We start from the raw sequence: 24,762 nt of genomic DNA on the forward strand, positions 1-24,762 counted from the left end.
GAGACCCTATAAACTTAAAAAGTTTTTTATCCCTGTAAATACTATTTGAGCCGAAAGAGCAGCCAAAAATAGTCCTATAATTTTAGATATGATTTGTAGCCCTTGTTTACCAACTGCTTTATTTATTATATTTGAAAAGTAAAGCATAATACCCACAACTATAACTGCAAAAACAATACCTAAACTACCTACAAACATTTGAGATGCTGTTTGAAATCCAGCTCCAAAAACCATAAGAACACCAATAGCACCAGGTCCTATTATAATAGGAAGGGCAAGAGGTACAACGGCTAATTCATTTAGATTTGAAGCATCAACTTTTTGACCATCTTTTGTTCCTCTAATTAAATCAACAGCGGTTAAAAATAGAAGTGCCCCAGCACCTATTCTAAAAGCATCTAAGGTAATACCAAAAATTGAGAAAATATGTTGACCAAAAAAAAGTAAAATAAGACAAGTTATAATTACAGATATTGTGACTTTAACTGCTAATGTGTGTTTCTCTTTTTCTGTAGCTTCTTTAGTTACAGTTAAAAAAACTGATAAAACAAAAAAAGGTGTCATTATAAAAAACATTTTTAAAAATGTTGAAAAGAAGAGTTCCATCTATACTTCCTAAAACAATATATTATTTTTAGGAAGTATATCTAAATTATGAATAATTTATTAAAAATGTTTATTTACTATTTTTAGAAAATCTTCTGCATTTTTATATCCAACTATTTGAGAAGATTTAATTTCTTTATTATCTTTATCCCAAAAAATCAACGCAGGAGGACCAACTACACTAAATCTCTTTTGCATAGCTTTATCATCATCTGTATTTTTTGTAACATCTGCTTTAATTAAAGTAAATTCATTTAACTTTGCAAGAACTTTTGGATCTTTAAAAGTAATTCCTTCTAACTCTTTACAAGAGATACACCAATCAGCATAGAAGTCTAACATCACAGGTTTACTTGAAGCTTTTACAGCTGCATCAATTTGGGCATTTGTTTTTACATAATTCCATTTTAATTTTGAAGTATCTACTTGCCCAACTACAGTTTTAGAAGTTAATTTACTTAAAGGGTCAAGCGGATTTGAAGCTCCACTTACTGCTCCAACAAATACTAAAACTCCATAAATTAAAATCACTGTTGTAATAAGTCTTGCAATAATATGTTCAAATACTTTTAAATATAAAGCAGCCCCAATAAATAACAATGCCCATAAATACATCACAATATTTGCACTTAGTACTCTATCTAGCATCCAAACTGCAACTGCAAGCATCACTATACCAAAGATTTTTGATACAGAGTCCATCCATCCACCAGGTTTTGGCATATATTTTCCAGCTCCAAGACCTATTAATAATAGTGGTGCTCCCATTCCCAAACTCATCACAAATAAAGCAGCTCCACCTAAGAAGGCATCTCCTGTTTGTCCAATATAAACTAAAGCACCTGCAAGTGGAGGAGCAACACAAGGACCAACGATAAGTGCTGATAAGAATCCCATAATTGCAATTCCTGCAATTCCTTGGTTTTCTTTTCCATCTGTTGTTTTATTTACTTTGTTTTGTATACTTTGAGGAAGTTCAAGTTTAAAATATCCAAACATTGAAAAAGCAAGAGCAACAAAAATAGCTGCAAATACAACTAATACGTAAGGATTTTGAAGTGCTACTTGTAAGTTTGCACCAAATAAACCTGCTAAAACTCCTGCTATCGTATACGCAACAGACATTGCTAAAACATATACTAAAGATAAGAAAAAACCTTTTGAAGCAGTTAAGTTTCCACTATCTCCAGCTTTTACAATAATTGAAGAAAGAATAGGAATCATAGGAAAAACACAAGGAGTTAATGAAAGTAATAAACCAAACCCAAAAAACGTAGCTAGCACTAAAAAGAAACTTCCATTTTTAAGTGTACCAGCAATTACATCAGTTTCATTTTGAGCAATAGGTGTTGCTTTTTCAACTTCTTTTTTTTCTTCAACAACTACATCTGAGAAATTAATTGTTTTCATCTGACTCATTGGTGCATAACAAAGTCCAGCTTTTGAACATCCTTGAAATTGAACTTCTATTTCTACATCTGAAGCTTTAGTTTTTGATTGAATTAAAGAAAAAGGAATATCAATTTTTAAATCATCAAAATGAACTTGCCAAATTTCATAAGGAATAGGTTTAGGTAAATTTACTTCTTTAGAGATATCGATTTTTTCAGGTTTTGATATGAATACTTTAAGCTTTTCATCATAAAGATAAATATCTTTTCCTAATTCTAAATTAAATATTATCTTATCTTTACTCTCTTCAAACTTTGGTTTAAAAGCCTCTTCTGGTTCTAAAAAATTTTGCTCAACGGCAAAAGCAAAAATCGAACAAAATAAAAATAATAGTATCTTTTTAATCATTTTAAACCTTTATTTAAAATATTTCATAGAATTTGCAGCTAGTTGATTAACATCTTTTATTCCAACTTCTTTAGCTATAACTTTTCCATCTTTAAAATAAATCAATGTGGGTAGACTTCTAACATTATATTTTTTCGCTAAATTCATATATTCGTCAATATCAATTTTATAAATAACTACATCTGCTGGTTTAACTTTATCAAATAGTATTAAATTTTTTGCTAAAACTTTACATGGAGGACACCAAGTTGCATAAAAATCTACAATTGCATTTTTACCTTTTAATTTTTCGTCAATATTATTTGTTTCTAAATGTTCAAATGCAAATAGTGATATAAAACTAAAGATTAAACCTATTAATACCTTTTTCATATATTCCCTTTAAATTTTTAAGATATTATAGTAAATATTTGTAAAGAGTTTGTTAATACACCTTAATAAGATTTGGAAATTTTAGTATTATAATTAAAAATTATACTGAAATTAAATTTACTATGATAAAATCTTATCTTTTTAGAGAAAAAGTACTAGGGTTATAAGATGAATAAATTAATAGATTTACCACCTAAAAGTGTTGAATATATGGGAAATGATAATATCGTTATGATTGATGTTAGAAGACCAGAAGAATGGAAAGCAACTGGAGTTATAAAAAATGCTCATAAAATGACTTTTTTTGATATGTTTGGTAACTGTGATGTTCCTGGTTGGCTAAATGATTTTGAAAAAATTGTTACATCAAAAGAACAACAATTTATTTTAATATGTGCACATGCAAATAGAACACGTACAATAGGTAATTTTCTAATTCAAAACCACGGATATACAAATGTCACACATTTAGAAGGTGGTATGGCTTTATGGTTAGATGAAGGAAGAGAAGTTATTTTTGATTAAAAAAGACTCTTATTAAGAGTCTTTTTTATCTGCACTTGCTTTTTGTAAAATAGCAATCACATCATCTAAATTTTCATAAGGAATATGTGATTTCCATTCGATATCTTTACCATTTAATGAAATACCAATACTTACAATATCTGATGTACCTTTACCATATGGTTCACTTACATTTGAAACTGAAATAACACCTTGTTTTGTTCCGTGTAAAGGAAGTGTTCCTAATTCTGTTGTTGCCATAAAAAATCCTTATATTAATTTTATTTTATTATTTTTACTAAAAGAAACTTTTATTCTCTTAAATTTATTTGATTAATGGTTCAGGTTCACCTAAATAATAACCTTGAAATTCATCAATCTCTAATTCTTTTACTATCTCATATACTTCTTTAGAATGAATAAATTCTGCAATAGTAGTAATACCTAATGATTTTGAAAAGTTTACAATAGATTTAACCATCTCATAAGAATTTGGATCAATATCTATCTCTTTAATTAAAGAACCATCTATTTTTATATAATCTGGTTTTATTTTTAAAATATGTGAAAAATTTGAAAAACCTGTTCCAAAATCATCAATTGCAATTCTAATTCCTTTTTCTCTATATTCAAAAATAAAATTATCTAACATCTCGTAATCTGATACAAAATCACTTTCTAAAATTTCAAATACAACTTTTTCTCTTTGGTTTTTTGTTAATTTTTTTATCTCTTTATCTATAAATTCAATAAATTCAAGATTTAGAACATCTGCAAAACTAATATTTATTGATAAGTCTTTACCTAATTTATCAATATTTCTAAAAGATTTTTCTATTACTAATTGATTTAATTTAAAATATTGTTTTGTTTTTATAGCTACCTCAAAAAAAGTCCCAGGAGACAAATAATAAGGTTTGCCATCAACTTCATCTAATATCCTCATCAATGCTTCATATTTTATAATTTCATCTTTATTATTATATATTGCTTGATAAAAAGGTATTATCTTATCTTCTTCTATAGCTGTTTTTATTTTCTCTCGCCAATACATTGTTTTTTTAATATTATCTTTTGTATCTATTTCTTTATTATATACTGTATATTTTACACTAGATTGTTTTGCTTTTTTTAAAGCGATATTTGCACTTTTGATTGAATCTGATTGAGAAATAGAAGTTCCAATAGTTACATATAAATAAATATCAATATCTAAACTATCAATATGAATCTCTTGTTTGAATATCTCTTGAATTTCTTCTAAGACTTTATCATAAGACATAAAAGAAGTAATATTTGTATCTAAAATCGCAAAAACATCAGAATTTAATCTATATAAAGATTGGTTATTTACAGAAGAAAAACCTTTTAACATCTTCATTACTTTTATTAAAATTTCATTTCCAACATCAAATCCATATAATTCATTAATATCATCAAACCCTTCAATATCTATCAAACTTAAAGCAGTAAACTCTTCTTTTTCTAAATCTAATCTCAAAGATTCTCTATTTTTCAATCCCGTTAGCTCATCATAATATAGTTTATGTTTTATTTCAGCTGTTCTGGCCTCAACTTTGTATTCTAAATCTCTAGTATTTTTTTCTATGTAATCAAGCATTTTATCGAACTGATTACCTAAGAGACCTAGTTCATCATTTGTATCAATATTATTTCGAACTTCAAAATTACCCTCTTTTACTAAATTTGCATTTTTAGATAAAATAGTAATTGGTTTCAATAGTTTTTTTATAAAAAGCATTGCAATAAATATTAAAATTATAAGAATTAAAAGAGAAACATTTATTATCATCCCATTTATTTCTTGAGATTTCAATTCTAAATCTTTTTTATAGATTGAAGATACAATATACCAATCAAAAAAGTCATTATGATTTATCCATGCAATTTTTTCATAAGAATAATTCTTCAAATCATCAGGTTTATTCCATTTGTAATTCCAAGACTTTTTATTTTTATATGCACTTTTTAAACTATCCACTATAAATTTATCAGTACCTTGTTCTTTTATATTAGATACATTTTTACCTACTAAATTTTTGTCTTGATGAATTAATAGTTCATCTTTTCCATTTAATATAAAAATATATCCCATCTCACCTAATATAATTGATTTAATCAAGGGACTTAATTCTAATATAACTTTCTTTTTTTCTTTTTCTAATTCTTGCTTAATATTTTCTATATAAACACCAGATGATATTATAAAACCTAAAGGTTCAAAATAAACACTATGTACGATTTTTTCAGAGATAAAATTACTATTTAATTTTGACCAAGAATACCTAGTAAAAGTTTCAGAGTTTTTCATACTATTATGAATTAATTCACCTACAAATAGTTTTCCATTTGCATCAGCAGTATAATATATGTTTTTTTTATTAAATTTTTTATCTGGATGAAATACTAATTTACCTTTTTCATCTAAAATAAAAATATAATCATCCTCATGCCCATACTCTATTTGAGATACTGTTTCAAAGAAATATTTTATTGCTTCTTCTCTTGTTATTGCTCCACTTTTATACATCTGATAATAGTTATTTATAATATTATAAGCAATTAGGGATATATTACGTATTTCATCTTTATGTTCTGCAGTTCTAGCTTTTTTAAAGTCTTTTAAGTACTCTTCTTTAGAATCAACAATTGCACTAATTCTATCTAGTTGAGTTTTAGCTTGTTTTGTTTCTAAATCTATTAAATAAGTAGATATTTTTGGAGATATTACAAATGTTGTAAATAATATATATATTAAAATAATTGAAACTAGTACAGCTCCTATTTTTAAAAATATTTTATTATTCATAACCTATATCTCCTAATGTAAGATTAATAAATTATAACATCTTTCAATATTTTTTTGCTATAACTTGACCAAATTTTACTGAATTATTTAGCAAATCTTCCAATTCTACAAAGTTTTCTTCCCAAACCATTACAACTGTAGAACCCATTTTAAAGTAACCTAAGCAGTCACCTTTTTTAACTTCTTTATCTTCATACTCATAAATTTGGATATCTCTTACATCTGTGTTAGTCTCAACTTTAGGTTCAAATGTAAATACCATTTGTCCTACATTTAGTGCTCCTACAAAAACCATATAAAAAAGTTTTTCATTATGAACACACTCTAAAATAACTCTTTCATTTTCGATAAAAAGGTCAAGTTGTTTATTTAAATATTTTATATTAACAGGATAAAGTTTTCCTGGAACATGAATAAGTTTATTTATTTTAAAATCAATTGGAGCATGATATCTATGATAATCCTTTGGAGATAAATAAAAATTCATATAAGAACCGTTGTTAACTTTTTCAAAATTATTAGCACAATTATATGTCAACATCTCTTCAACTGAATATTCCATTCCTTTTATTTGAAGAAGTAACTCTTCTTTTATTTTTCCACATTGAGTAATATAACTATCAGTTGGAGAAATAAACGTTTCTTCACTTTCATCTATTTGTCTTGATATGGCTAATTCTCTAGTAAATAGATCATTTAATGAGTTGTAAAATTTTGCATTTCTAAATTCACTCATATCTAAACCTAAACTTTTTACGTAAGTGTTATTAATGAATTTCTGAATAAATGATGGAAATTTTGTTTTGGCAAACTTCCCAAAAATTTGTGAAATGGTATTTGTAATGTGCATTTGTTTCCTTGTTGAAATATTAAAGGTTATAATTTTAGCTAAAACTATCTTGATTATTTTAAAAATCCTATTTAATAAAAAAGTATAAGAATTACTCAAAAATATTTTGATACCCTTCATTTACCAGTTTAAGGTTAAAATATTTTATTAAAGGACTCAATAAATGCATAAAGTTATTGTAGAAAATGTATGCGGTTGTTTTAAAAGAAGTGACTTAAAAAACTATATGGAAATTCCCGTAAAAGATGAAGCATTAAGTACAGCTATTAAAATGAAAAATCAAATGAATCAAGAATTCTGTAGAAAACACGAATTTCAATTAGTTGAAGATTCAAATAATTTTGTAATATCTTTTAGACCCCAAGAAGCAAGTTCATGTTGTGGAACAGGATGCTGTTCTTAGAGTAGTATAGCTTAAGCTATATTACTCATTTGGTACTAAAATTGTAAGTTTACCTTTTTCCTTCATTCCACCAGCTTGAAGTTCAGCATCACTACCATTTCCAAAGAAAAAATCTGCTCTTATTTCACCTTTAATAGCTCCACCAACATCAGCAGCAACCATCAACCTATTAATTTTTTCTTGAGATACTGAACTCTTTGTATTAATAAATACAGGCATTCCAAGAGGAATATATCTTCTATCAACAGCAAGGTTTCTTCCAGCAGTTAATTCTGTTCCCAGTGCTCCTGTTGCACTTTTTTTATTTTCAATAAAGAAAATATAACTTTTGTTTTTGTTTAAAATCTCTTCTACTCTATGTGGATTCTGTTTTAAATACTTTTTAATCCCTTGTAAGGAAGCTCCAGTTTTCTTTAAAACACCCTCTTTTAAAAGTGCCCTACCAATTGCAAAATATTTATGTCCATTTTGATTTGCATATCCTACATTTATAGTTTCACCAGTATCTAAAGCAACTTTTCCTGAACCTTGTATTTGTAAAAAGAATAAATCTATTTCATCATCAACATAAACAATAGGCTCTAAATCTGTTCTCTTATTTAACTGTGCTCTATCATCATATGCAACTATTTTTCCATTTACTAGCTTTCCTCTTAATCTTCTATATTTTTTTAACTCAGGATAGGCAGCACTTAAATCTATAGGATACATATCTTTTGGTACTTTATAAACAGGGTATTTATATTTTTCACTTTTAATTCTACTTCCTTGTAATAAAGGTTCGTAATACCCAGTTATTAAACCATTGTTTGTACCATTATTGTTATATAATTCATAGGCAGTAAAATTTTCACTAAAAAATTGAGATGGATTTAAAAAACTTTCGGCTTTTAAACAAATATCTTTAAAGAGTTCATATCTTTTTGCTCTTTTACAATCTTTTTTAAACACATCAAAAGCTAATGATAAATCATCTTCATAAAAACCTTCAATATCTTTTATATCAACTTTTTTTACCTTTGCTTTAGATATACCTTTTAAAGTTTCTAATTTAAGAGGTTCCTTTTGAGAACATCCTGTAAATAATATAATAAATAGTATTGTAATAATAGAAAGAGATTTCATAATATAATAGTTTCCTTTTAAAAAATTAAGGAATTGTATCATTAAAAAGTTAATAGGAATTAAATATAAATAAGAAAAAAGTTATTAAAAAAAAGTTTTAAGCTTGAGAGTAAACTTCCTTTAATCCACAGGCTTTACACCTATATTCAATATCATTTACACCAGAGCAACCGCCACCTTTTAAAAGTTTTGCACTTATTACATCTTGTTTAAATGTTGTTCTTGTATTTTCATCATAAAAAGTTCTTGTTTTTTCTCCACAAGTGGGACACTCTCCATTATTTAATTTATCAACTCTTGAGTGTTTATTTTTGTAATATAGAAGTACCGAGAAGATTACTATTAAAAAAGTTAATAGTAAAAAAATTATAGTTTGCATGAAGTAGAGGTTTACTCTACTTCTGCATCGATAACATCGTCATCTTCTTTTTTAGCTTTTTTATTTGGTTGTGCACCAGCAGCACCTGCTTGATCACCACCCTCTTTTTTATACATAGCTTCTGCTAATTTATGAGAAACTTCAGTTAAAGCTTTTACTTTTTCTTCAATAGCTTCTTTTTCGGCATTTTCATCTTTTAATACTTCTTCTAAAGCTGCAGCTGCATCAACGATTGCTGTTTTTTCTTCTTCATTTACTGCATCTTCATTTTCTTCTAAAGTCTTTCTAGTTGAATGTAATAAAGCATCAGCTTGGTTTCTTACTTCAATTACTTCTTTTTTCTTAGCATCTGCTTCTTTATTTGCTTCTGCTTCATTTACCATTTTTTCAATTTCTTCATCAGATAATCCAGATGAACCAGAGATAGTAATTTTATTCTCTTTTCCAGTACCTTTATCTTTAGCAGATACATTTAAAACACCATTTGCATCAATATCAAATGTTACTTCAATTTGAGGAACACCTCTTGGAGCTGCTGGAATGTCAGATAATTCAAACATACCTAAAGATTTGTTATCTTTAGCAAATTCTCTTTCACCTTGACCAACGTGAATTGATACTGCTGGTTGATTGTCTTCAGCAGTTGAGAACACTTGAGACTTTTTAACAGGAATTGTTGTACCTTTTTCAATAAGTTTAGTTAAAACTCCACCTAAAGTCTCAATTCCAAGTGATAAAGGAGTAACGTCTAGTAATAATACATCTTTAACATCACCTCTTAAAACACCAGCTTGAACAGCAGCACCAGAAGCAACTACTTCATCAGGGTTAACACCTTTATTTAAATCTTTTCCAAAGAACTCTCTTACAATTTCATTTGCTTTTGGTAATCTTGTAGATCCACCAACCATAATGATTTCTTCAATTTCACCTTTATCTAATCCAGCATCTTTTAAAGCAACTTTGATATGGTCTAAAGTTTCAGTAATTAAATCTTCAGTCATAGCTTCAAATTTTGCTCTAGTTAATGATTTAACTAAGTGAACAGGACCAGCATTACCCATAGAGATAAATGGTAGGTTGATTTCAGTTGATTCTGCAGAAGATAATTCTTTCTTAGCATTTTCAGCTGCATCTTTTAATCTTTGAAGAGCCATTTTGTCATTTTTAACATCAAAACCATTTTCAGATTCAAACTCTTCAGCTAACCAATCAATAATTGCGTTATCAAAATCATCTCCACCTAAGAATGCATTACCATCAGTTGAAAGTACTTCAAATGTTCCATCACCAATTTCAAGAACAGTAACGTCAAATGTACCACCACCTAAATCATATACTAGAACTTTTTCTTCACCTTTTTTATCAAGTCCATATGCTAATGAAGCAGCTGTTGGCTCATTGATAATTCTTAATACATTTAAACCAGCAATAGTACCAGCTTCTTGAGTTGCTTTTCTTTGTGCATCATTGAAGTATGCAGGAACTGTAATTACTGCATCAGTAACTGGGCTTCCTAAATACTCTTCTGCGTCTGCTTTTAATTTTCCTAAAATTTTTGCAGAAATTTCTTGTGGAGTATATACTTTATCTCCAATTTCTACTGCTGCTGCACCGCTTCTGTCAACGATTTTATACCCAACTTTAGACTGTGCTTCTTGAGCATTTTTTTCGTCCATCATAAGACCCATAATTCTTTTAATAGAATAAATTGTTTTTTCTGGGTTTGTAATAGCTTGTCTTTTTGCAGGATCACCAACTAAAACTTCACCTTTATCAGTGAATGCTACAATTGATGGAGTAGTATTTTTACCCTCTTTATTAGGGATAACTTTAGCTTCTCCACCTTCATAAACTGCCATACAAGAGTTTGTTGTACCTAAATCAATACCAATAACTTTACTCATTTTATTCGTCCTTATTAATTTTATTATTATTTTTAATTTTTATTAATAGTTTTTTGACATTGCGGTCAAATTCTATTTGTTTAAATTAGTTAGCAATACTAACCATAGATGGACGTAAAAGTCTATCTTTAAACATATAACCTTTTTGCATAACTTGCACAATTTCACCAGCATTTTTATCTTCTGAATCAACTTGCATAATTGCATTATGGAAGTTTGGATCAAACTCACCATCAGTTTCTACAATAGAAATATCATGTTTTTCAAAAGCTGTATAGAAGTTTTTGATTGTTAATTCAACCCCTTCTTTTAACTTAGCTAATAACTCTTCAGCTGGTAAATCAGCTGATGCTTCTTCTGCTGCAAGTGCCATCTCTAATGTATCAATTGGAGACAGTAAATCTTTTGCAAATTTTTCAGATGCATAATCAATTGCATTATACTTCTCTTTTTCTAATCTTTTTTTAATATTTTCAAAATCAGCATGAACTCTAAAATATTTATCTTCTGCTTCTTTTACTTGTGCTTCTAATTGTGCTATTTTCTCTTCCGCACTTAACTCTTTATTTTCTGAAGCTGATTCTTCAACTACTTCTTCAGTTGTAGTCTCTTCTTGAACTTCTTCATTCTGTTCTATTTCTTCATTTAATTCTTCTTTGTTTTCACTCAAAGTAATTCTCCTAAACCATACTAATTTTATTATAGAAATATTCGTAATCTTTTGATAGTTCGCCTACAACTAACATCTTTGTATCTGTATTTCCAACTTTACAGTTGTGACAAATACCAATGTAGCCATTAGGAACGATATTATCAAAATATAAACCTTCTTCAATTGAGTCTAAAACTTTCCCTTTTAAAAATGAAGTTATACTATCTTCATCAAAGTTATATCTAAGTGCTAAAGAGAAAAACTCTTTTGTATTGTAAATATGAAAATCTTTATTTTGTAAATGTTGACTAACTTTTTCATAAATTTCAAAAGCTCCAACTTGCTTAGAAATATTTACAATATGTATTAATTCTAAACCAATCATGTCACTTAAAAATCTATATAAAGCATCTGTAAACTTTACGGTAATTGCAAATGTAGTAAACTCCAATATCATATATCTATTTTCTACATTTAATATATCTTTTAAAGTATCAGATTTTTGATCTTGAATAAATACTGATAAACCTATTTCATTAGATAAATACGCAATTGCTTTTTCATCAACAAAATCGAGTTTAAAATTTAATTTATTTGCCCAATATTGTTTTAAAGCTTCAGTTGTAGGTGTTCTTCCTGAACTTACATGTTCTTGAGCAAGAAAACCTTCATCCCCTAACTTTTTAAAGTAACCTCTAATAGTTGCAGGAGAATATGTAATATCATACATAGACTTTAGTTGAGAAGAACCAATAGGTTCTAAATGCTCAATATAAGCTTTAATAATTGAATGTAATAAAAACTCTTTTTTGTCAATCATTTCATAATCACTTTTTTGTTTTTAGCACTTATAATCTTAAACTGCTAAAAATATTATACTATATGAGTCATCAAATGTCAAGTTGTTTTTAGCAAAAGAGATATAAAAGTGCTAATTTACTTTTTTGGCCTTTTTTAATTTATTAATTTCTAACAATTTTAGGAATACAATACGACAGAATTTAAAAAGGATTGTAAATGTACGAAAAAATAAACGAACAATTTGCAAGTGATAATTATTCACAAATTTGTCCTGAAGTATTAGAAAAAATTGTTGAATTAAATCAAGACAATGCACAAGCCTATGGAAATGATTACTATACAAAATATGCAGCAGATAAATTAAGAGAACTCTTCGAAACTGACTGTGAAATATTTTTTGTATTTAATGGTACTGCGGCAAACTCTCTTAGTCTTGCAGCCTTGTGTAATTCATACCATAGTATTATCTGTAGTGAAGTTGCTCACATAGAAACAGATGAATGTGGTGCACCAGAATTTTTTTCAAATGGTTCAAAACTATTACTTGCAAAAACAGATGATGGGAAGTTAAAACCAGAAGATATAGTGCATCTTGCTACAAAAAGGGATGATATTCACTACCCAAAACCAAAAGTAATATCTATCACTCAATCAACAGAATTAGGAACTGTTTATACTATTGAAGAGTTAAAGGCAATAAAAGAAGTTGCCAATAAACACAATTTACTCATTCAAATGGATGGAGCAAGATTTGCAAATGCTGTTACATCTTTAAATTGTACACCAGCAGATATTACTTGGAAAGTGGGTGTTGATGTTCTTTGTTTTTCAGGAACAAAAAATGGTATGGCAATGGGAGAAATTGTTATATTTTTTGATAGAAAGCTAGCTGTTGATTTTGATTATAGATGTAAACAAGCAGGACAACTTGCTTCTAAAATGAAATTTATCTCAGCACAATGGATTGCTTTATTAGAAAATGAATTATGGAAAAGAAATGCAACACATGCAAATAATATGGCTAAATATTTTGAAGAGCAACTCTCTTTTATAAAAAATATTCAAATTAAATTTCCTGTTCAATCAAATAGCGTTTTTATAGAAGCACCAGTAAAAATTTTAGAAGAAATAAAAAAGAAAAATTGGATTTTTTATAGTTTTATTGGAGCAGGAGGAGCAAGATTTGTTTTTTCTTGGAATTCTACAAAAGAAAGAATTGATGAATTTATTCTTGATTTAAAAAATATTTCATCTTTATCTTAAGACCATTTATTAGCTAGTTATATGCTAAAATTTAACTAGCTATAGATACAATAAATAACTAAAAAAAACACTTATACACTAAAAAACTAATCCCAGTATTTAAGTTTTAATAAATTTTTTATATGTTAAATTGTCATATAAATTGTAACTTTTATGCAATTTTCATGTAATTTTATAAAACTAATATAATATATTTACTTATATAGTAATTGAAGTATGTTACAATATAGTTGTATTATTTTAGATTTATCTAAATTAAACTTAACCAACTTCAAGGAGAAAATATGAAAAAAATCGCTAGCGCTGCTTTAATTACGGCATTAACTATCCCAGCATTTGCTGCTGAGTTCATTACAATCGGAACAGGAAGTGTAACAGGAACTTACTACCCAACAGGTGGTGCAGTTTGTAGACTTGTAAATAAATACAAGAAAGAGACTAAAATTAGATGTTCTGTTGAATCTACTGGTGGTTCTGAATACAATATTAACACTATTAAAAATGGTGAATTAGATTTTGGTATTGCTCAATCTGATGTTGTATATAATATGGCTAATGGTCTAAAGAAATACAAAGGTAAACAAGTTAAAAAACTTAGATCTGTTATGGCTATTTACCCTGAGTTATTTACAGTAGTTACAAGAAAAGAAGCTGGAATTAAATCTATTAAAGATATTAAAGGAAAAAGAATCAATGTTGGTAACCCAGGAAGTGGTCATGCTTCAACTGCTGCAACATTATTCCCATACTTAGGTATGTCTAAAAAAGACTTAGGATTTGCAGGAGTTCTTAAAGCTGGTGAATCTCCAGATGCATTAAGAGACAACAAAGTTGATGGTTATTTCTATATGGTAGGACATCCAACTGCAAATATCAAAGATGCTTCAAACTCTGTTGACATAGCAATTACGCCAGTAGTTGGTCCAGAAGTTGATAAAATGATTAAAGACAACCCATACTTTGCAAAAGCAGATGTACCTGCTGGACTATACAAAGGTATAGATACTCCAGTTTCAACATTTGGTGTTAAAGCTGTATTAGTAACAAGTACTGATGTAAGTGATAAAGCTGTTTATACTTTAGTTAAAGCTATTTTAGAAAACTTTGACGCATTTAAAAAGTTACACCCAGCATATGCAAATATTACTAAAGAATCATTACTTGATGGTTTAAGTGCTCCTCAACATGAAGGTGCAAAAAAGTACTTTAAAGAAGCGGGATTATTATAATCCAAAAAATTTCAAAGGCATTATGCCTTTGAAATATTTTATTATGTGTTAATTATAAAAACAATTAACTAATACATAATAAAATGAATTAATCATTTTAAGGAACCTACAATGGCTATTTACGAAGAAAAACCACACACCCTTGACGAACTTGAACAAGAACAGATAGATGAAGCAGAGAATGTCTTAAATGAATTAGAAGGACAAAGAGTATTTGGAAAAGAACATTACGAATTTTGGATGATTTCAATCATCGCTCTTTTATGGTCTTTATTTCAATTATATATTGTAATTGAACCTACAAACTCTACAATTTCACGTTCTATTCATCTAAGTTTTGCATTAACTCTTGCATTTATGATTTATCCAATGATGAAAAAACCTTACTTTCTTACTAAAATTAGATGGTTTGGTTATATGTTTGCAGCCATTGGTTTATGTACAGCAGGATATATTGCTTATGCCTTTGAAGAGTTAGCGGAGAGACCTGGTGATTATACAAACTACGATATTATAATTGCACTTGTTGGTATAGTAATTTTACTTGAAGCAGGAAGAAGAGTTTTAGGTCTTGCACTTTCAATTATTGCTATTCTATTTATCTCTTATGACATGCTTGGGCCTTATATGCCTGAACTTATTATCCATAAAGGTGCATCATTAAATAAACTTGCAGGACATATGTTCTTAACAACAGAAGGTATTTTTGGTGTTCCACTTGGAGTATCAACTGGATTTGTATTCTTATTTGTACTTTTTGGTTCACTTTTAGATAAAGCAGGTGCTGGTGAGTATTTTATTAATTTAGCATTTGCAATGCTTGGTAAATTTAGAGGTGGTCCAGCAAAAGCATCAGTTGTTGCATCTGGATTTACTGGAATTATGTCTGGTTCTTCTATTGCAAATACTGTTACAACAGGAACATTTACAATTCCACTTATGAAAAGAACAGGATTTAGACCAGAGCAAGCAGGAGCAGTTGAAGTTGCAGCTTCAACCAATGGACAATTAATGCCACCTGTTATGGGAGCAGCAGCTTTTATTATTGCTGAGTTCTTAGGTTTAGCCTATACAGATGTTATCTTTGCAGCATTTATTCCTGCTTTTGTTTCATACTTTGCACTATTTTATATTGTTCATCTAGAAGCATTAAAACTTGGTCTTAAAGGAATGAATGATGAAGATTTACCTCCAAAATGGAAAACATTTATTACTGGTATTCATTATTTAGTCCCTATTTTCTTCCTTCTCTACACCCTTATGGTATTAAGAGAATCTGCAGCAAGTGCTGCTTTTAATGCAATTATGTTATTGATGTTATTAATGGTTGTTCAACATCCATTTAGAGCTATATTAGCAAAAGAAAAAATGACACGAGACATTATGTTATCTGGTTTTGTTGATATTCTTGCAGGTATGATTGCAGGTGCACGAAATATGATTCCTATTGCTGTTGCTACTGCATTAGCAGGTATTGTTGTTGGTTCTATTACATTAACAGGATTAGGACAAGTATTATTAGATGTTATTGAAACACTGTCAGGTGGAAATATCTTTATAATTCTAATTTTAGCAGGACTTATTTCACTTATTTTAGGGATGGGTCTTCCTACAACTGCAAATTATATTGTAATGGCATCATTAACCGCACCAGTAATTTTAATCCTTGCACAAGAGAATGGATATTTAATTCCAGCTATTGCAGCACACCTATTTGTATTTTACTTTGGTATTCTTGCAGATGATACCCCACCAGTTGGACTGGCTGCATATGCAGCAGCTGGTATTGCAAAAGCAGATCCAATTAAAACAGGTATTCAAGGATTTAAATATGATATTAGAACAGCAATTCTTCCATTTATGTTCTTCTTCAACCCAGAATTACTATTAATTTCAGGAGTTGATGCACTTAATCCAGCTGATCCTAAAGGATGGATTTGGATTACAAATCCACTTGAAATAGCCACAATATTTATTACAGCATTTATTGGAATGATGGCATTTTCTTGTTTTACTCAAGGATATTTTATAACAAAAACAAATATTATAGAAAGATTTATATTTTTAGGAGTAGTTCCATTTATGTTCTTACCTAAAATAATGGGAGATTATTTTCATCTTCCATCTCACTATTTATCTTATGTTATTGGATTAGGTATCTTTGCACTTATATACCTCATTCAAAAAGCTAAAATGAAAGCACAAACAGTATCACCAAGTGAAGTAGAGTTATAAAAAAGCGCATAATGCGCTTTTTTATTTTATTTAATTTTTAGTCTATATTTTTATTTTTTTACTAAAGGCTTTTCGATTATGTAGCCATAACCTTTATGAGAAATGATAAAATCATCATCTTTAACTTTATCTTTTAATCTTTTCATAACTGTTCTAAAAGCAGAATCATTAGTATTAATATCATCCCATACAATTTCTTTAAACTTCTCAACAGGGACAACCTCTCCTATTTTTTCAATTAGAACTTTTAAAATATCTAATTCTTTTTTAGAAAGTTTTACAATATTCTCTTCATTGTAAAGTTTGTCATTGACTTTATTATATGTATAAATTTTATTTAAAACAAGTAAGTCATTTTCTTCTGATGAAACAGCATTATCTGCTAATACTTCTTCTTTTGCTTTTTTAAGCATTTCCATCATATTATCAATATTAAGAGGTTTTACAAAATATCCAAGAACCCTTAGATTAATCAATTTTAGTAAATCATCTTCATTCTTATGTGCACTTACAATAATAAATCTTTGATTAGGTACAAGATTTCTAATATCATCAATCATTGATATACCATCTTTATTTGGCATTTTTAAATCAGTAAGAACCAAATCAAACTGTTTATTATCATTAAAATTGGTTTTAAATATAGAACTTGCTTCTTCACCATCGCAGGCTACAACAACTTCATCGAAAATTGTATTCAAATAAAATGAAAGAGTTTTTCTAGCAACATCTTCATCTTCTACTAATAAAACCCTTGTAGAGTAATTTTTCATGTCTTTATTTCCCGATATTTATTTTGCAAGATTATATCAAAAAAGTTATTTTAAAGTGGTAAATTAATGATAAAAGTAATCCCGTCCTTAATGTTTTTAACATTTATATTACCATTCATATTTTTTTCAATAATTGTTTTTGCCATATAAAGACCTATTCCTGTACCCTGATTTTCGAACTTTGTAGTAAAGTAAGGTTCAAACATACGTTCTTTTATTTTAGGTGAAACCTCACCACAATTATTAGAAAGTTTGATAATGGCTAAATCGTCTCTTTCTTTTTCAATAATAATATTTACCTCAGGAGAAAAATCAATAGTTTTCTTTTTTATAATAGCTGCATCACTTGCATTATTCAATATATTTAAAATAACTTGTTGAAATTCATTTTTATAATTTACAGTTTCAATTTCATCTCCAAGAATATTTAATATAATTCCACTTTCTTCAAACTGAGTATCAATTATTTTTGAACTTTGAATTATTGCTTCTTTTATATCAAATTTAATTTTATCTTTTGTTGGTTGATAAAAATTCCTAAAATCATCAATTGTTTGAGACATATAATCTATTTGTATTTTAGTATCTTTTATAATATCATCTAATTCATTTTTTGAAAGTTCTCCATAATTATCCCTAATAAAATGTGTTAATAGATTGATATTATTTAAAGGTTGTCTCCATTGATGAGCAATATTTCCGAGCATCTCTCCCATAGCTGCAAGTTTACTTTGATGTACTAAAAGTCTATCTTTCTCAGTATTTTTAGCAACTTCATCTTGAATTTTTAATGTTAATTCTTCTTCATGTAATTTCATTCTTGTAATATCATTTATATATCCATAAAGATGTGTGATATTTCCAAAATCATCTTTTAGAAAAATAGTTCTATTAAATACCCATCTTATTTCACCATCTTTATCTTTTACTCTATGTACTTGAGTGAAAGATTTCTTATCATTTCTAATTGCTTCTTGAATATCATTTTTAAAATTTTCTAAATCATCTTCATGAATAAACTCAAAATATTTTATATTACCTTTCTCAAAATCATCAACATCATAGCCGTATGAATTTATACTTTTTGAAGTGTATTGAACTGAGAACTCTTCATCATTTTTCCATTTAAAAATTACTATTCTTCCATATTCAACAAGTAAATCAACATATTGAAGTTCTTTTGTCAATTTTTTTCTTTGTTCAATATCCATAGACATCATTAACATACGTTTTAGCTTTCTTTCTTTATCTTCAAAAGCTTTACCTCGAACTAAAATCCATTTATAGTTATTTGATTTATCTTTTATTCTATATTCAGCTATATAATGATCACTCTTACCTTTAAAATGCTCTTTTAATCTTTTTTCAACACTTTCTCTATCATCAACATGAATTAGGTCTAACCACTCATCTAATGTATTTACATCACCATTTTTATAGCCAAACATATCTAACCATTTTCTAGAAAAATATATTTGTTTAGTTTTTAAATCAATATCCCACAACCCATCATTTGAAGCAATAATAGCTAATTCATATCTATCTTTCCATTTTTTATATAAAATATTTTTTGTTTCTAATCTTTTATTATATCTATGAAAAATTTTATTTATAAATTTAGAAAAAATAATAGAAGCTACTATTAAAAAAAATGCTATTAACATTACAATCGCAATTGCAATAGATAGTTTTGAATTGTACTCATATTCAAGAGTTGAAACTTTTGAAGGAAAAGCATAACTTTTAACAGAAACTAAGAAGTTATATTTTGTAAAATTATATATATTTGAAGACTTTTGCACGTCTTCATTTTTTTTATATTTTCTTAAAATTTCATTTGAACTATTTAATCTATCCTTTTCTAAAATATATTTAGCATTGAGTCTTTGTCCTTTATTATAATAATTGTAAACATATCCTAAATCATAATCATAGAACCAAAAATAGCTTTCACTATAATATTTACTTTTCTGTACAATTGAATTTAGTATCGCATCTCTTGTAGAATCTTTCATATCATCTATCTTTGAAAATGCTCCTAAAAACCAATTTTTATTCTCTATATTTTTAAAATAACTTAATCTAATTTTGTTCTTTTGATTATCAATCCAATAAATTAAATTATCATCACCTATATATAGAATACTTTTTAACATGTGATATTGAAAATTACTTAACTCTAATTTTGAGTTGGTAATTACTTTTAAATAGTTAATAATATTTTCACCATAAAAAATATTGAAACTTGTTTTATCAAAAATTACAAATTCTAAATTAGTATGCTCTTCTATACTCTTTAATTCACTTTTTAAACTTTTAAAATCTATATCTTCATTTGCATATTTAATATATCCACTTAATTGTAATACAGCTTGATTTAAACTAAATTCTTCTTTATCAAAAGCTGCACTTGCAGTTGATTTTATATCATCTACATATTGATTTAAAATTAGCTTTTGATTAAATGTTTCTTCTTGTGAGAATAGTTTGATCTCATTATTTTTATTAAATTCTAATATAAATATAATGACAATAATTGATAAAGCTGAACTTATAAAAACAAAGACTAAAGGAGTAAATACTAGCTGTTTTCTAATATCAGAAAGTGTATAGAATTTTCTTTTTTTTAAAAACATTAATAAAACACCTTTGTTAAATAAAGACCATATGGACTAGCAGGAATCCTAAAAACACGTTTTTCTTTTTTTAGTTGTGCTTTTAAGTCTTCAATTGATAATTTACCTTCACTAAGTTTTAGTAAACTTCCAACCATTAGCCTTATTTGTGACCTTAAATAAGAGTTCGCTACAAACTTAAAAACATAAATATCTTTGTATTTATAAAATTTTGCATCAAATACAATTCTAACTGTATTATCTTTATCACTACCTTTCTTATGAAAATATTCAAAATCATGTGTTCCAATAAAACAACTTATAGCTTCTTTTATTTTTTCTTCATCTATTTTTTCATAAAAAGATATATACTTAGAATTAAAAACACTTAACTCTTGTTGCGTAACTATATAACGATAAACTCTTTTTTTCGCATGAAATCTTGAATGAAATGAATCTTCAACTTCAACTATCTTTTTTATTTTTATAGAATCAGGAAGATGTTTATTCATTATAGATTTAAGTTTATTTAAATTTTTCCAAAATGCAGGTAGCTGGCAATTAAAAACTTGCCCTGTAGAATGAACATCTCTATCTGTTCTACCACTTAAAATTATTTTAGTATTAATATTTATAGATTTAAAAGCTTCTTGTAATTTATCTTCTACACTTAAACCATTAGGCTGTGTTTGTGAACCTAGATATGAAGTACCATCGTAAGATATTGTAAATTTTGCATTCATTCTAATACTGCTGTTTTATACTTCTTATATAAATGAAATATGTACCAACAAGCCAAGATATTGGAACAATATAAAGAGAATGCAGTAAAATATTTTCTGTTACTGTTTCCATCAAAATATAATACACAACCACAGAAATCAAACAAAAAGCTACAGCTCTATTTTTTTCATAACGTGGATTAAAATATCCAAAAGAGATCACTAAGAAAAGAGATAGGATAGGGAATAATGAAGTTAAAATATAAAATGTGAATTTATCAAAATCTTCACCTTTCGATAACCATTTTTTCCAATATGCATAAGAGGTTGTAAAACTTTTTTCTTTTTTACTATTTGCTATAGAGTCATTTATATCCATTACTTTATAATTGATTTGATTTAACTCTTCTTCATTTATATGAAAAGACTTTCCATCTGATAATTTAAAATTTAGCTCTCCCTTATTATTATCTAATACAGCTGTTTTTGCAATAATAAATTGATCTTGATTATTTTGTGTTTTGAAAAGTTTTACAGAAGAATAAGTTTTATCTTTTTTACCATTTATATAAATTAGCCATTCACCAAATTTTTGACCAAATTCTGATGCTTTTATATTAAAGTTAGCCTCTTTTTTCTTTTGTTCTAAAAATCTCTCATTTAAAAACTTTGCCTTAGGTATAAGACCAACAGAGATTACAATTAATGATATTGATAATAACAAAGTAACAGGCAAGAATATTTTTAATATCTTCATTGGATTTAAACCAAAAGAAGTAATAACAATTAATTCATATTCACTAGATAACTTAGATAAAGTTATTACTAATGATACAAAAAATGATATAGGGGTTGTATAAAATATAATTGTAGGAATTACATACATATATAATCTAAAAAGCTCAAATATATCCATAGTAATTACAGAAGTTAATGCAGCAATTTTAACTAAAAAAATAACTGAAGTAATAAAATACAATCCTAAAAAAATAGGAAAAAACGTGTGTGATAACTGATCAAATAAATACTGTTTTAATTTCAATTAAAAACCTTTGAAATATTAAAAAAATATTCAACTAAAAAACCTAAAACTAAATATGGAATAAATGGTGTTTGAATATCTTTTTTTATAAAATTAAAATAAATTGCTGGTATTATAGCAAAAACTGATGATAAAAATATAGCAATCAATGCTCCTTTAATACCTAAAACAACTCCTAAGGTGGCTAGAATAGGTATATCACCTTCTCCTAAGGCTTCTTGTTCTCGTAAACTTTCATCTTTTAACATCCTTGACTTTATATTTTGAATATAAAAAGTTACAAGAAAATTTAATAAGACAAAAGCTCCAGAAACCATAAATGCATATTTAAAAGCATCTATTAAATTTAATTCCGTAATAAAGAAAGAAAAAACAAAAACTATTAAAAGTAAATAATCAGGTACAGCTTTATATTTAAAATCAATAAAAGATAATACAATTAAAGTATAAAAAAATATCATTGAAATAAATAAATTTATATTCATACCAAGTTTTATAAACAAAGCTGTAGTTATAACTCCAGTTAAAATTTCTACAATAGGATATTGAATTGAAATCTTTTCATTGCAATAAGCACATTTTCCTTTTAAAAAGAAGAATGAAAAAATAGGAATATTATGATACCAAAGAATTGTATGATTGCATTTAGGGCATGAACTTCTTGGACTTATAAAAGATTCTTTTAAAGGTAATCTAATAATTAATACATTTAAAAATGATCCAAAAACTATACCAAAAATAAAACTAAATACCTCCAAATCTTCTCTCTCTTGAATTAAAATCACTAATTAAATCATCAAGCTCTAAAGGATTGAATTCTGGCCAATAAGTATTTACAAAAAACATCTCAGCATAGGCATTTTGCCATAAAAGATAATTAGAAAGCCTTACTTCACCACTTGTACGAATTAACATATCAACAGATGGTATTCCTGCTGTATCTAAACAAGATTCGAAATTTTCTTTATTTATTTCTAAATTATCTTTTGTAAGTTTTTTAATTGCTCTTAAAATCTCATCTTGAGAACCATAATTTAAAGCTAAAATTTGAGTTAACCTTCTTCCTTTAGAAGTTTTTTCTTCTGTGTCTTTTATAATCTTTTGTAATGATTTTGAAAATCTTGATAAATCTCCAATAGCTTTAAATCTAATTGAGTTTTCTAAGTAAACTTCTAATTCATTTTTCAAATATTTTTCTAAAAGTTTCATCAAAAATTCAACTTCTAGTTTAGGTCTTGTCCAGTTTTCAGTAGAAAATGCATATAAAGTCAAATATTTGACTCCAATATTAGAACAATGCTGAGTTATACTTCTAACTACTTTTGCTCCTTGTTCATGACCAGCAGTTCTTTTTAAATTTCTCTCTTTCGCCCATCTTCCATTGCCATCCATAATAATTGCAATATGAGCAGGTATTAAATTATCACTCATATTCTTTAAATTCACCTTTTAAAGTATCTAAAATATCACAAGAGATTTTAATTTTCTCTCCATTAAACTTATAGCTATTCTCTTTTAAAATCAATTCTATTTCATTTGAATCTGAACCAAATGAGTTTTTATCATCTAAAATATTTAAACAAACTCCATCAAGTTTCTTTTTTTCTAACATATTCTGAGCATTTGATAAGGCCATAGTTTCATCCATTTCGGCTTTAAAACCAATTGAAATAAGATTATCCTTATCCAATGAACTTAAAATATCTATGTTTTGTTTTAAATCAAGTTTCCAAAATGAACCAAGCATATCTTTTTTTAATTTTCCATCTTGAGGAGTAGTTGGTAAATAATCACTAATTGCTGCAATCATAAATAAAAAAGGTTTTCTTTTAGAATCTTTTTTTGCAATTTGAATTGAAGCAACTAAATTTTCATACATTTGAGCACTACTTTGGACAGGAATAACATTTATCTCTTTTGGTAAACTCTCATATCCTCTAGTGCTTACCAAACAAACATCCGCACCTTTTAAATATAAAGATAAAGCCATAGAAGATGCCATTTTTCCAGAAGAGAAATTTGACACATATCTTACATCATCTATTTTTTCAATTGTTCCTCCACCACTTAATACTACTTTTCTACTATTCCAATAATCATCTTTAAGTAACTGCCTAGCTGTGGTATAAAATATCTCTTCTGGTTCAGCCATTGCACCATCACCAACGTCTTTACAAGCTAATTCTTTTACTTGTGATGAAACAATTTTAAAGTTACAAACTTTTAGTTTATTAAGACTCTCTTGCGTAATTGGATTATTTAACATATTTGTATTTGCTGCTGGTGCAATCAATTTTATATTAGGATAAGCAAGTACAGTTTGTGTTAAAAGATTATCTGCAATACCATTTGCAAATTTATTAATTGTATTAGCACTAGCAGGAGCAATTACAAAAACATCTGCCCATTTTCCAATATCTATATGATTATAATCTGAATCTTTATCCCAACTTTCAGTCTCTTCATCTAATACTTTGTTTTGAGAAATTGCTTCAAATGTAATTGGTGCTATAAATTTTTTTGAACTATCAGTCATAATAACTTTTACATTAGCCCCTGCTTTTATGTATAGTCTAATTAATTCTAAACTTTTATAAATTGCTATTGAAGCAGTAACTGCAACTAATATGTTTTTATCTTTTAGTAACATATCT

Annotated in this window: 23 protein-coding genes; 5 read left to right on the top strand and 18 right to left on the bottom strand. The window is 27.3% G+C overall.

The window, feature by feature from the left end; translation table 11 throughout:
• Positions 1-6: 6 nt before the first annotated feature.
• From BT997_RS12775 to BT997_RS12785, 3 genes are read right to left on the bottom strand one after another with little or no spacing between them, the layout of a single operon-like run.
• Positions 7-606 carry a MarC family protein gene (locus BT997_RS12775; RefSeq protein WP_072682335.1) on the bottom strand — a complete coding sequence of 200 codons (600 nt, stop codon included), beginning with the start codon at positions 604-606 and terminating at the stop codon, positions 7-9.
• A gap of 60 nt (positions 607-666) precedes the next feature.
• Positions 667-2,406: a protein-disulfide reductase DsbD gene (gene dsbD, locus BT997_RS12780; protein ID WP_307190082.1), complete on the bottom strand. Its 1,740-nt coding sequence runs from the start codon at positions 2,404-2,406 to the stop codon at positions 667-669.
• Between the two features lie 9 nt (positions 2,407-2,415).
• The gene (locus tag BT997_RS12785; protein WP_072682336.1) at positions 2,416-2,778 is read right to left on the bottom strand and encodes a co-chaperone YbbN; all 363 of its coding nucleotides are present in this window, start codon (positions 2,776-2,778) and stop codon (positions 2,416-2,418) included.
• A 168-nt stretch (positions 2,779-2,946) separates the two neighbouring features.
• Here BT997_RS12785 and BT997_RS12790 point away from each other — a divergent pair, with 168 nt between their 5' ends.
• Positions 2,947-3,303: a rhodanese-like domain-containing protein gene (locus BT997_RS12790; RefSeq protein ID WP_072682337.1), complete on the top strand. Its 357-nt coding sequence runs from the start codon at positions 2,947-2,949 to the stop codon at positions 3,301-3,303.
• 12 nt (positions 3,304-3,315) lie between these two features.
• Here BT997_RS12790 and BT997_RS12795 read toward each other — a convergent pair whose 3' ends face one another.
• From BT997_RS12795 to BT997_RS12810, 3 genes are all read right to left on the bottom strand, one after another.
• Positions 3,316-3,543, bottom strand: a complete 228-nt coding sequence (locus BT997_RS12795; protein ID WP_072682338.1) for a hypothetical protein — start codon at positions 3,541-3,543, stop codon at positions 3,316-3,318.
• Between the two features lie 64 nt (positions 3,544-3,607).
• Positions 3,608-6,112, bottom strand: coding sequence for an EAL domain-containing protein (locus BT997_RS15375; RefSeq protein ID WP_083568735.1), 2,505 nt, complete (start codon positions 6,110-6,112; stop codon positions 3,608-3,610).
• A 43-nt stretch (positions 6,113-6,155) separates the two neighbouring features.
• Positions 6,156-6,962, bottom strand: a complete 807-nt coding sequence (locus BT997_RS12810; RefSeq protein ID WP_072682339.1) for a phosphatidylserine decarboxylase — start codon at positions 6,960-6,962, stop codon at positions 6,156-6,158.
• A gap of 163 nt (positions 6,963-7,125) precedes the next feature.
• On the opposite strand from BT997_RS12810, the gene BT997_RS12815 reads away from it, so the two are divergent.
• Positions 7,126-7,365: a hypothetical protein gene (locus BT997_RS12815; protein ID WP_072682340.1), complete on the top strand. Its 240-nt coding sequence runs from the start codon at positions 7,126-7,128 to the stop codon at positions 7,363-7,365.
• A 21-nt stretch (positions 7,366-7,386) separates the two neighbouring features.
• Here BT997_RS12815 and BT997_RS12820 read toward each other — a convergent pair whose 3' ends face one another.
• From BT997_RS12820 to BT997_RS12840, 5 genes are all read right to left on the bottom strand, one after another.
• Positions 7,387-8,490, bottom strand: a complete 1,104-nt coding sequence (locus BT997_RS12820; protein ID WP_072682341.1) for a murein transglycosylase A — start codon at positions 8,488-8,490, stop codon at positions 7,387-7,389.
• A 97-nt stretch (positions 8,491-8,587) separates the two neighbouring features.
• Entirely contained in the window at positions 8,588-8,869 is a 282-nt protein-coding gene (locus tag BT997_RS12825) for a hypothetical protein (RefSeq protein WP_072682342.1), read from the bottom strand.
• Between the two features lie 11 nt (positions 8,870-8,880).
• On the bottom strand, positions 8,881-10,776 hold the full coding sequence (gene dnaK / locus BT997_RS12830; RefSeq protein WP_072682343.1) for a molecular chaperone DnaK: 1,896 nt from the start codon (positions 10,774-10,776) through the stop codon (positions 8,881-8,883).
• A gap of 85 nt (positions 10,777-10,861) precedes the next feature.
• Positions 10,862-11,446 carry a nucleotide exchange factor GrpE gene (gene grpE / locus BT997_RS12835; RefSeq protein WP_072682344.1) on the bottom strand — a complete coding sequence of 195 codons (585 nt, stop codon included), beginning with the start codon at positions 11,444-11,446 and terminating at the stop codon, positions 10,862-10,864.
• A gap of 10 nt (positions 11,447-11,456) precedes the next feature.
• The gene (locus BT997_RS12840; RefSeq protein ID WP_072682345.1) at positions 11,457-12,248 is read right to left on the bottom strand and encodes an HrcA family transcriptional regulator; all 792 of its coding nucleotides are present in this window, start codon (positions 12,246-12,248) and stop codon (positions 11,457-11,459) included.
• A gap of 197 nt (positions 12,249-12,445) precedes the next feature.
• On the opposite strand from BT997_RS12840, the gene BT997_RS12845 reads away from it, so the two are divergent.
• The 3 genes from BT997_RS12845 to BT997_RS12855 all read left to right on the top strand — a co-directional run bounded on the left by BT997_RS12845 (position 12,446) and on the right by BT997_RS12855 (position 16,956).
• The gene (locus BT997_RS12845) at positions 12,446-13,492 is read left to right on the top strand and encodes a low specificity L-threonine aldolase (protein WP_072682346.1); all 1,047 of its coding nucleotides are present in this window, start codon (positions 12,446-12,448) and stop codon (positions 13,490-13,492) included.
• 284 nt (positions 13,493-13,776) lie between these two features.
• The gene (locus tag BT997_RS12850) at positions 13,777-14,721 is read left to right on the top strand and encodes a TAXI family TRAP transporter solute-binding subunit (protein ID WP_072682347.1); all 945 of its coding nucleotides are present in this window, start codon (positions 13,777-13,779) and stop codon (positions 14,719-14,721) included.
• Positions 14,722-14,832: 111 nt separating this feature from the next.
• Positions 14,833-16,956, top strand: a complete 2,124-nt coding sequence (locus tag BT997_RS12855) for a TRAP transporter permease (RefSeq protein ID WP_072682348.1) — start codon at positions 14,833-14,835, stop codon at positions 16,954-16,956.
• Positions 16,957-17,006: 50 nt separating this feature from the next.
• Here BT997_RS12855 and BT997_RS12860 read toward each other — a convergent pair whose 3' ends face one another.
• The 7 genes from BT997_RS12860 to coaBC are packed head-to-tail and all read right to left on the bottom strand — an operon-like array spanning position 17,007 to position 24,758.
• Positions 17,007-17,729, bottom strand: a complete 723-nt coding sequence (locus tag BT997_RS12860) for a response regulator transcription factor (RefSeq protein WP_072682349.1) — start codon at positions 17,727-17,729, stop codon at positions 17,007-17,009.
• Positions 17,730-17,779: 50 nt separating this feature from the next.
• Positions 17,780-20,365, bottom strand: a complete 2,586-nt coding sequence (locus BT997_RS12865) for a PAS domain-containing protein (RefSeq protein WP_072682350.1) — start codon at positions 20,363-20,365, stop codon at positions 17,780-17,782.
• On the bottom strand, positions 20,365-21,087 hold the full coding sequence (truA, locus tag BT997_RS12870) for a tRNA pseudouridine(38-40) synthase TruA (RefSeq protein ID WP_072682351.1): 723 nt from the start codon (positions 21,085-21,087) through the stop codon (positions 20,365-20,367). The genes BT997_RS12865 and truA overlap by 1 nt, the downstream gene beginning before the upstream one ends.
• A 1-nt stretch (position 21,088) precedes the next feature.
• Positions 21,089-22,108: an LptF/LptG family permease gene (locus tag BT997_RS12875; RefSeq protein ID WP_072682352.1), complete on the bottom strand. Its 1,020-nt coding sequence runs from the start codon at positions 22,106-22,108 to the stop codon at positions 21,089-21,091.
• Complete coding sequence (locus BT997_RS12880; protein WP_072682362.1) at positions 22,105-22,866, bottom strand: A24 family peptidase; 762 nt, start codon at positions 22,864-22,866, stop codon at positions 22,105-22,107. The genes BT997_RS12875 and BT997_RS12880 overlap by 4 nt, the downstream gene beginning before the upstream one ends.
• Positions 22,853-23,539, bottom strand: coding sequence for a di-trans,poly-cis-decaprenylcistransferase (locus BT997_RS12885; protein ID WP_174247243.1), 687 nt, complete (start codon positions 23,537-23,539; stop codon positions 22,853-22,855). Before BT997_RS12885 ends, BT997_RS12880 begins: the two co-directional genes overlap by 14 nt.
• Positions 23,532-24,758, bottom strand: a complete 1,227-nt coding sequence (gene coaBC / locus BT997_RS12890) for a bifunctional phosphopantothenoylcysteine decarboxylase/phosphopantothenate--cysteine ligase CoaBC (RefSeq protein ID WP_072682354.1) — start codon at positions 24,756-24,758, stop codon at positions 23,532-23,534. Before coaBC ends, BT997_RS12885 begins: the two co-directional genes overlap by 8 nt.
• Positions 24,759-24,762: the final 4 nt, after the last annotated feature.

This window comes from Arcobacter sp. LA11 (assembly GCF_001895145.1).
Taxonomy (GTDB): Bacteria; Campylobacterota; Campylobacteria; order Campylobacterales; family Arcobacteraceae; genus Halarcobacter.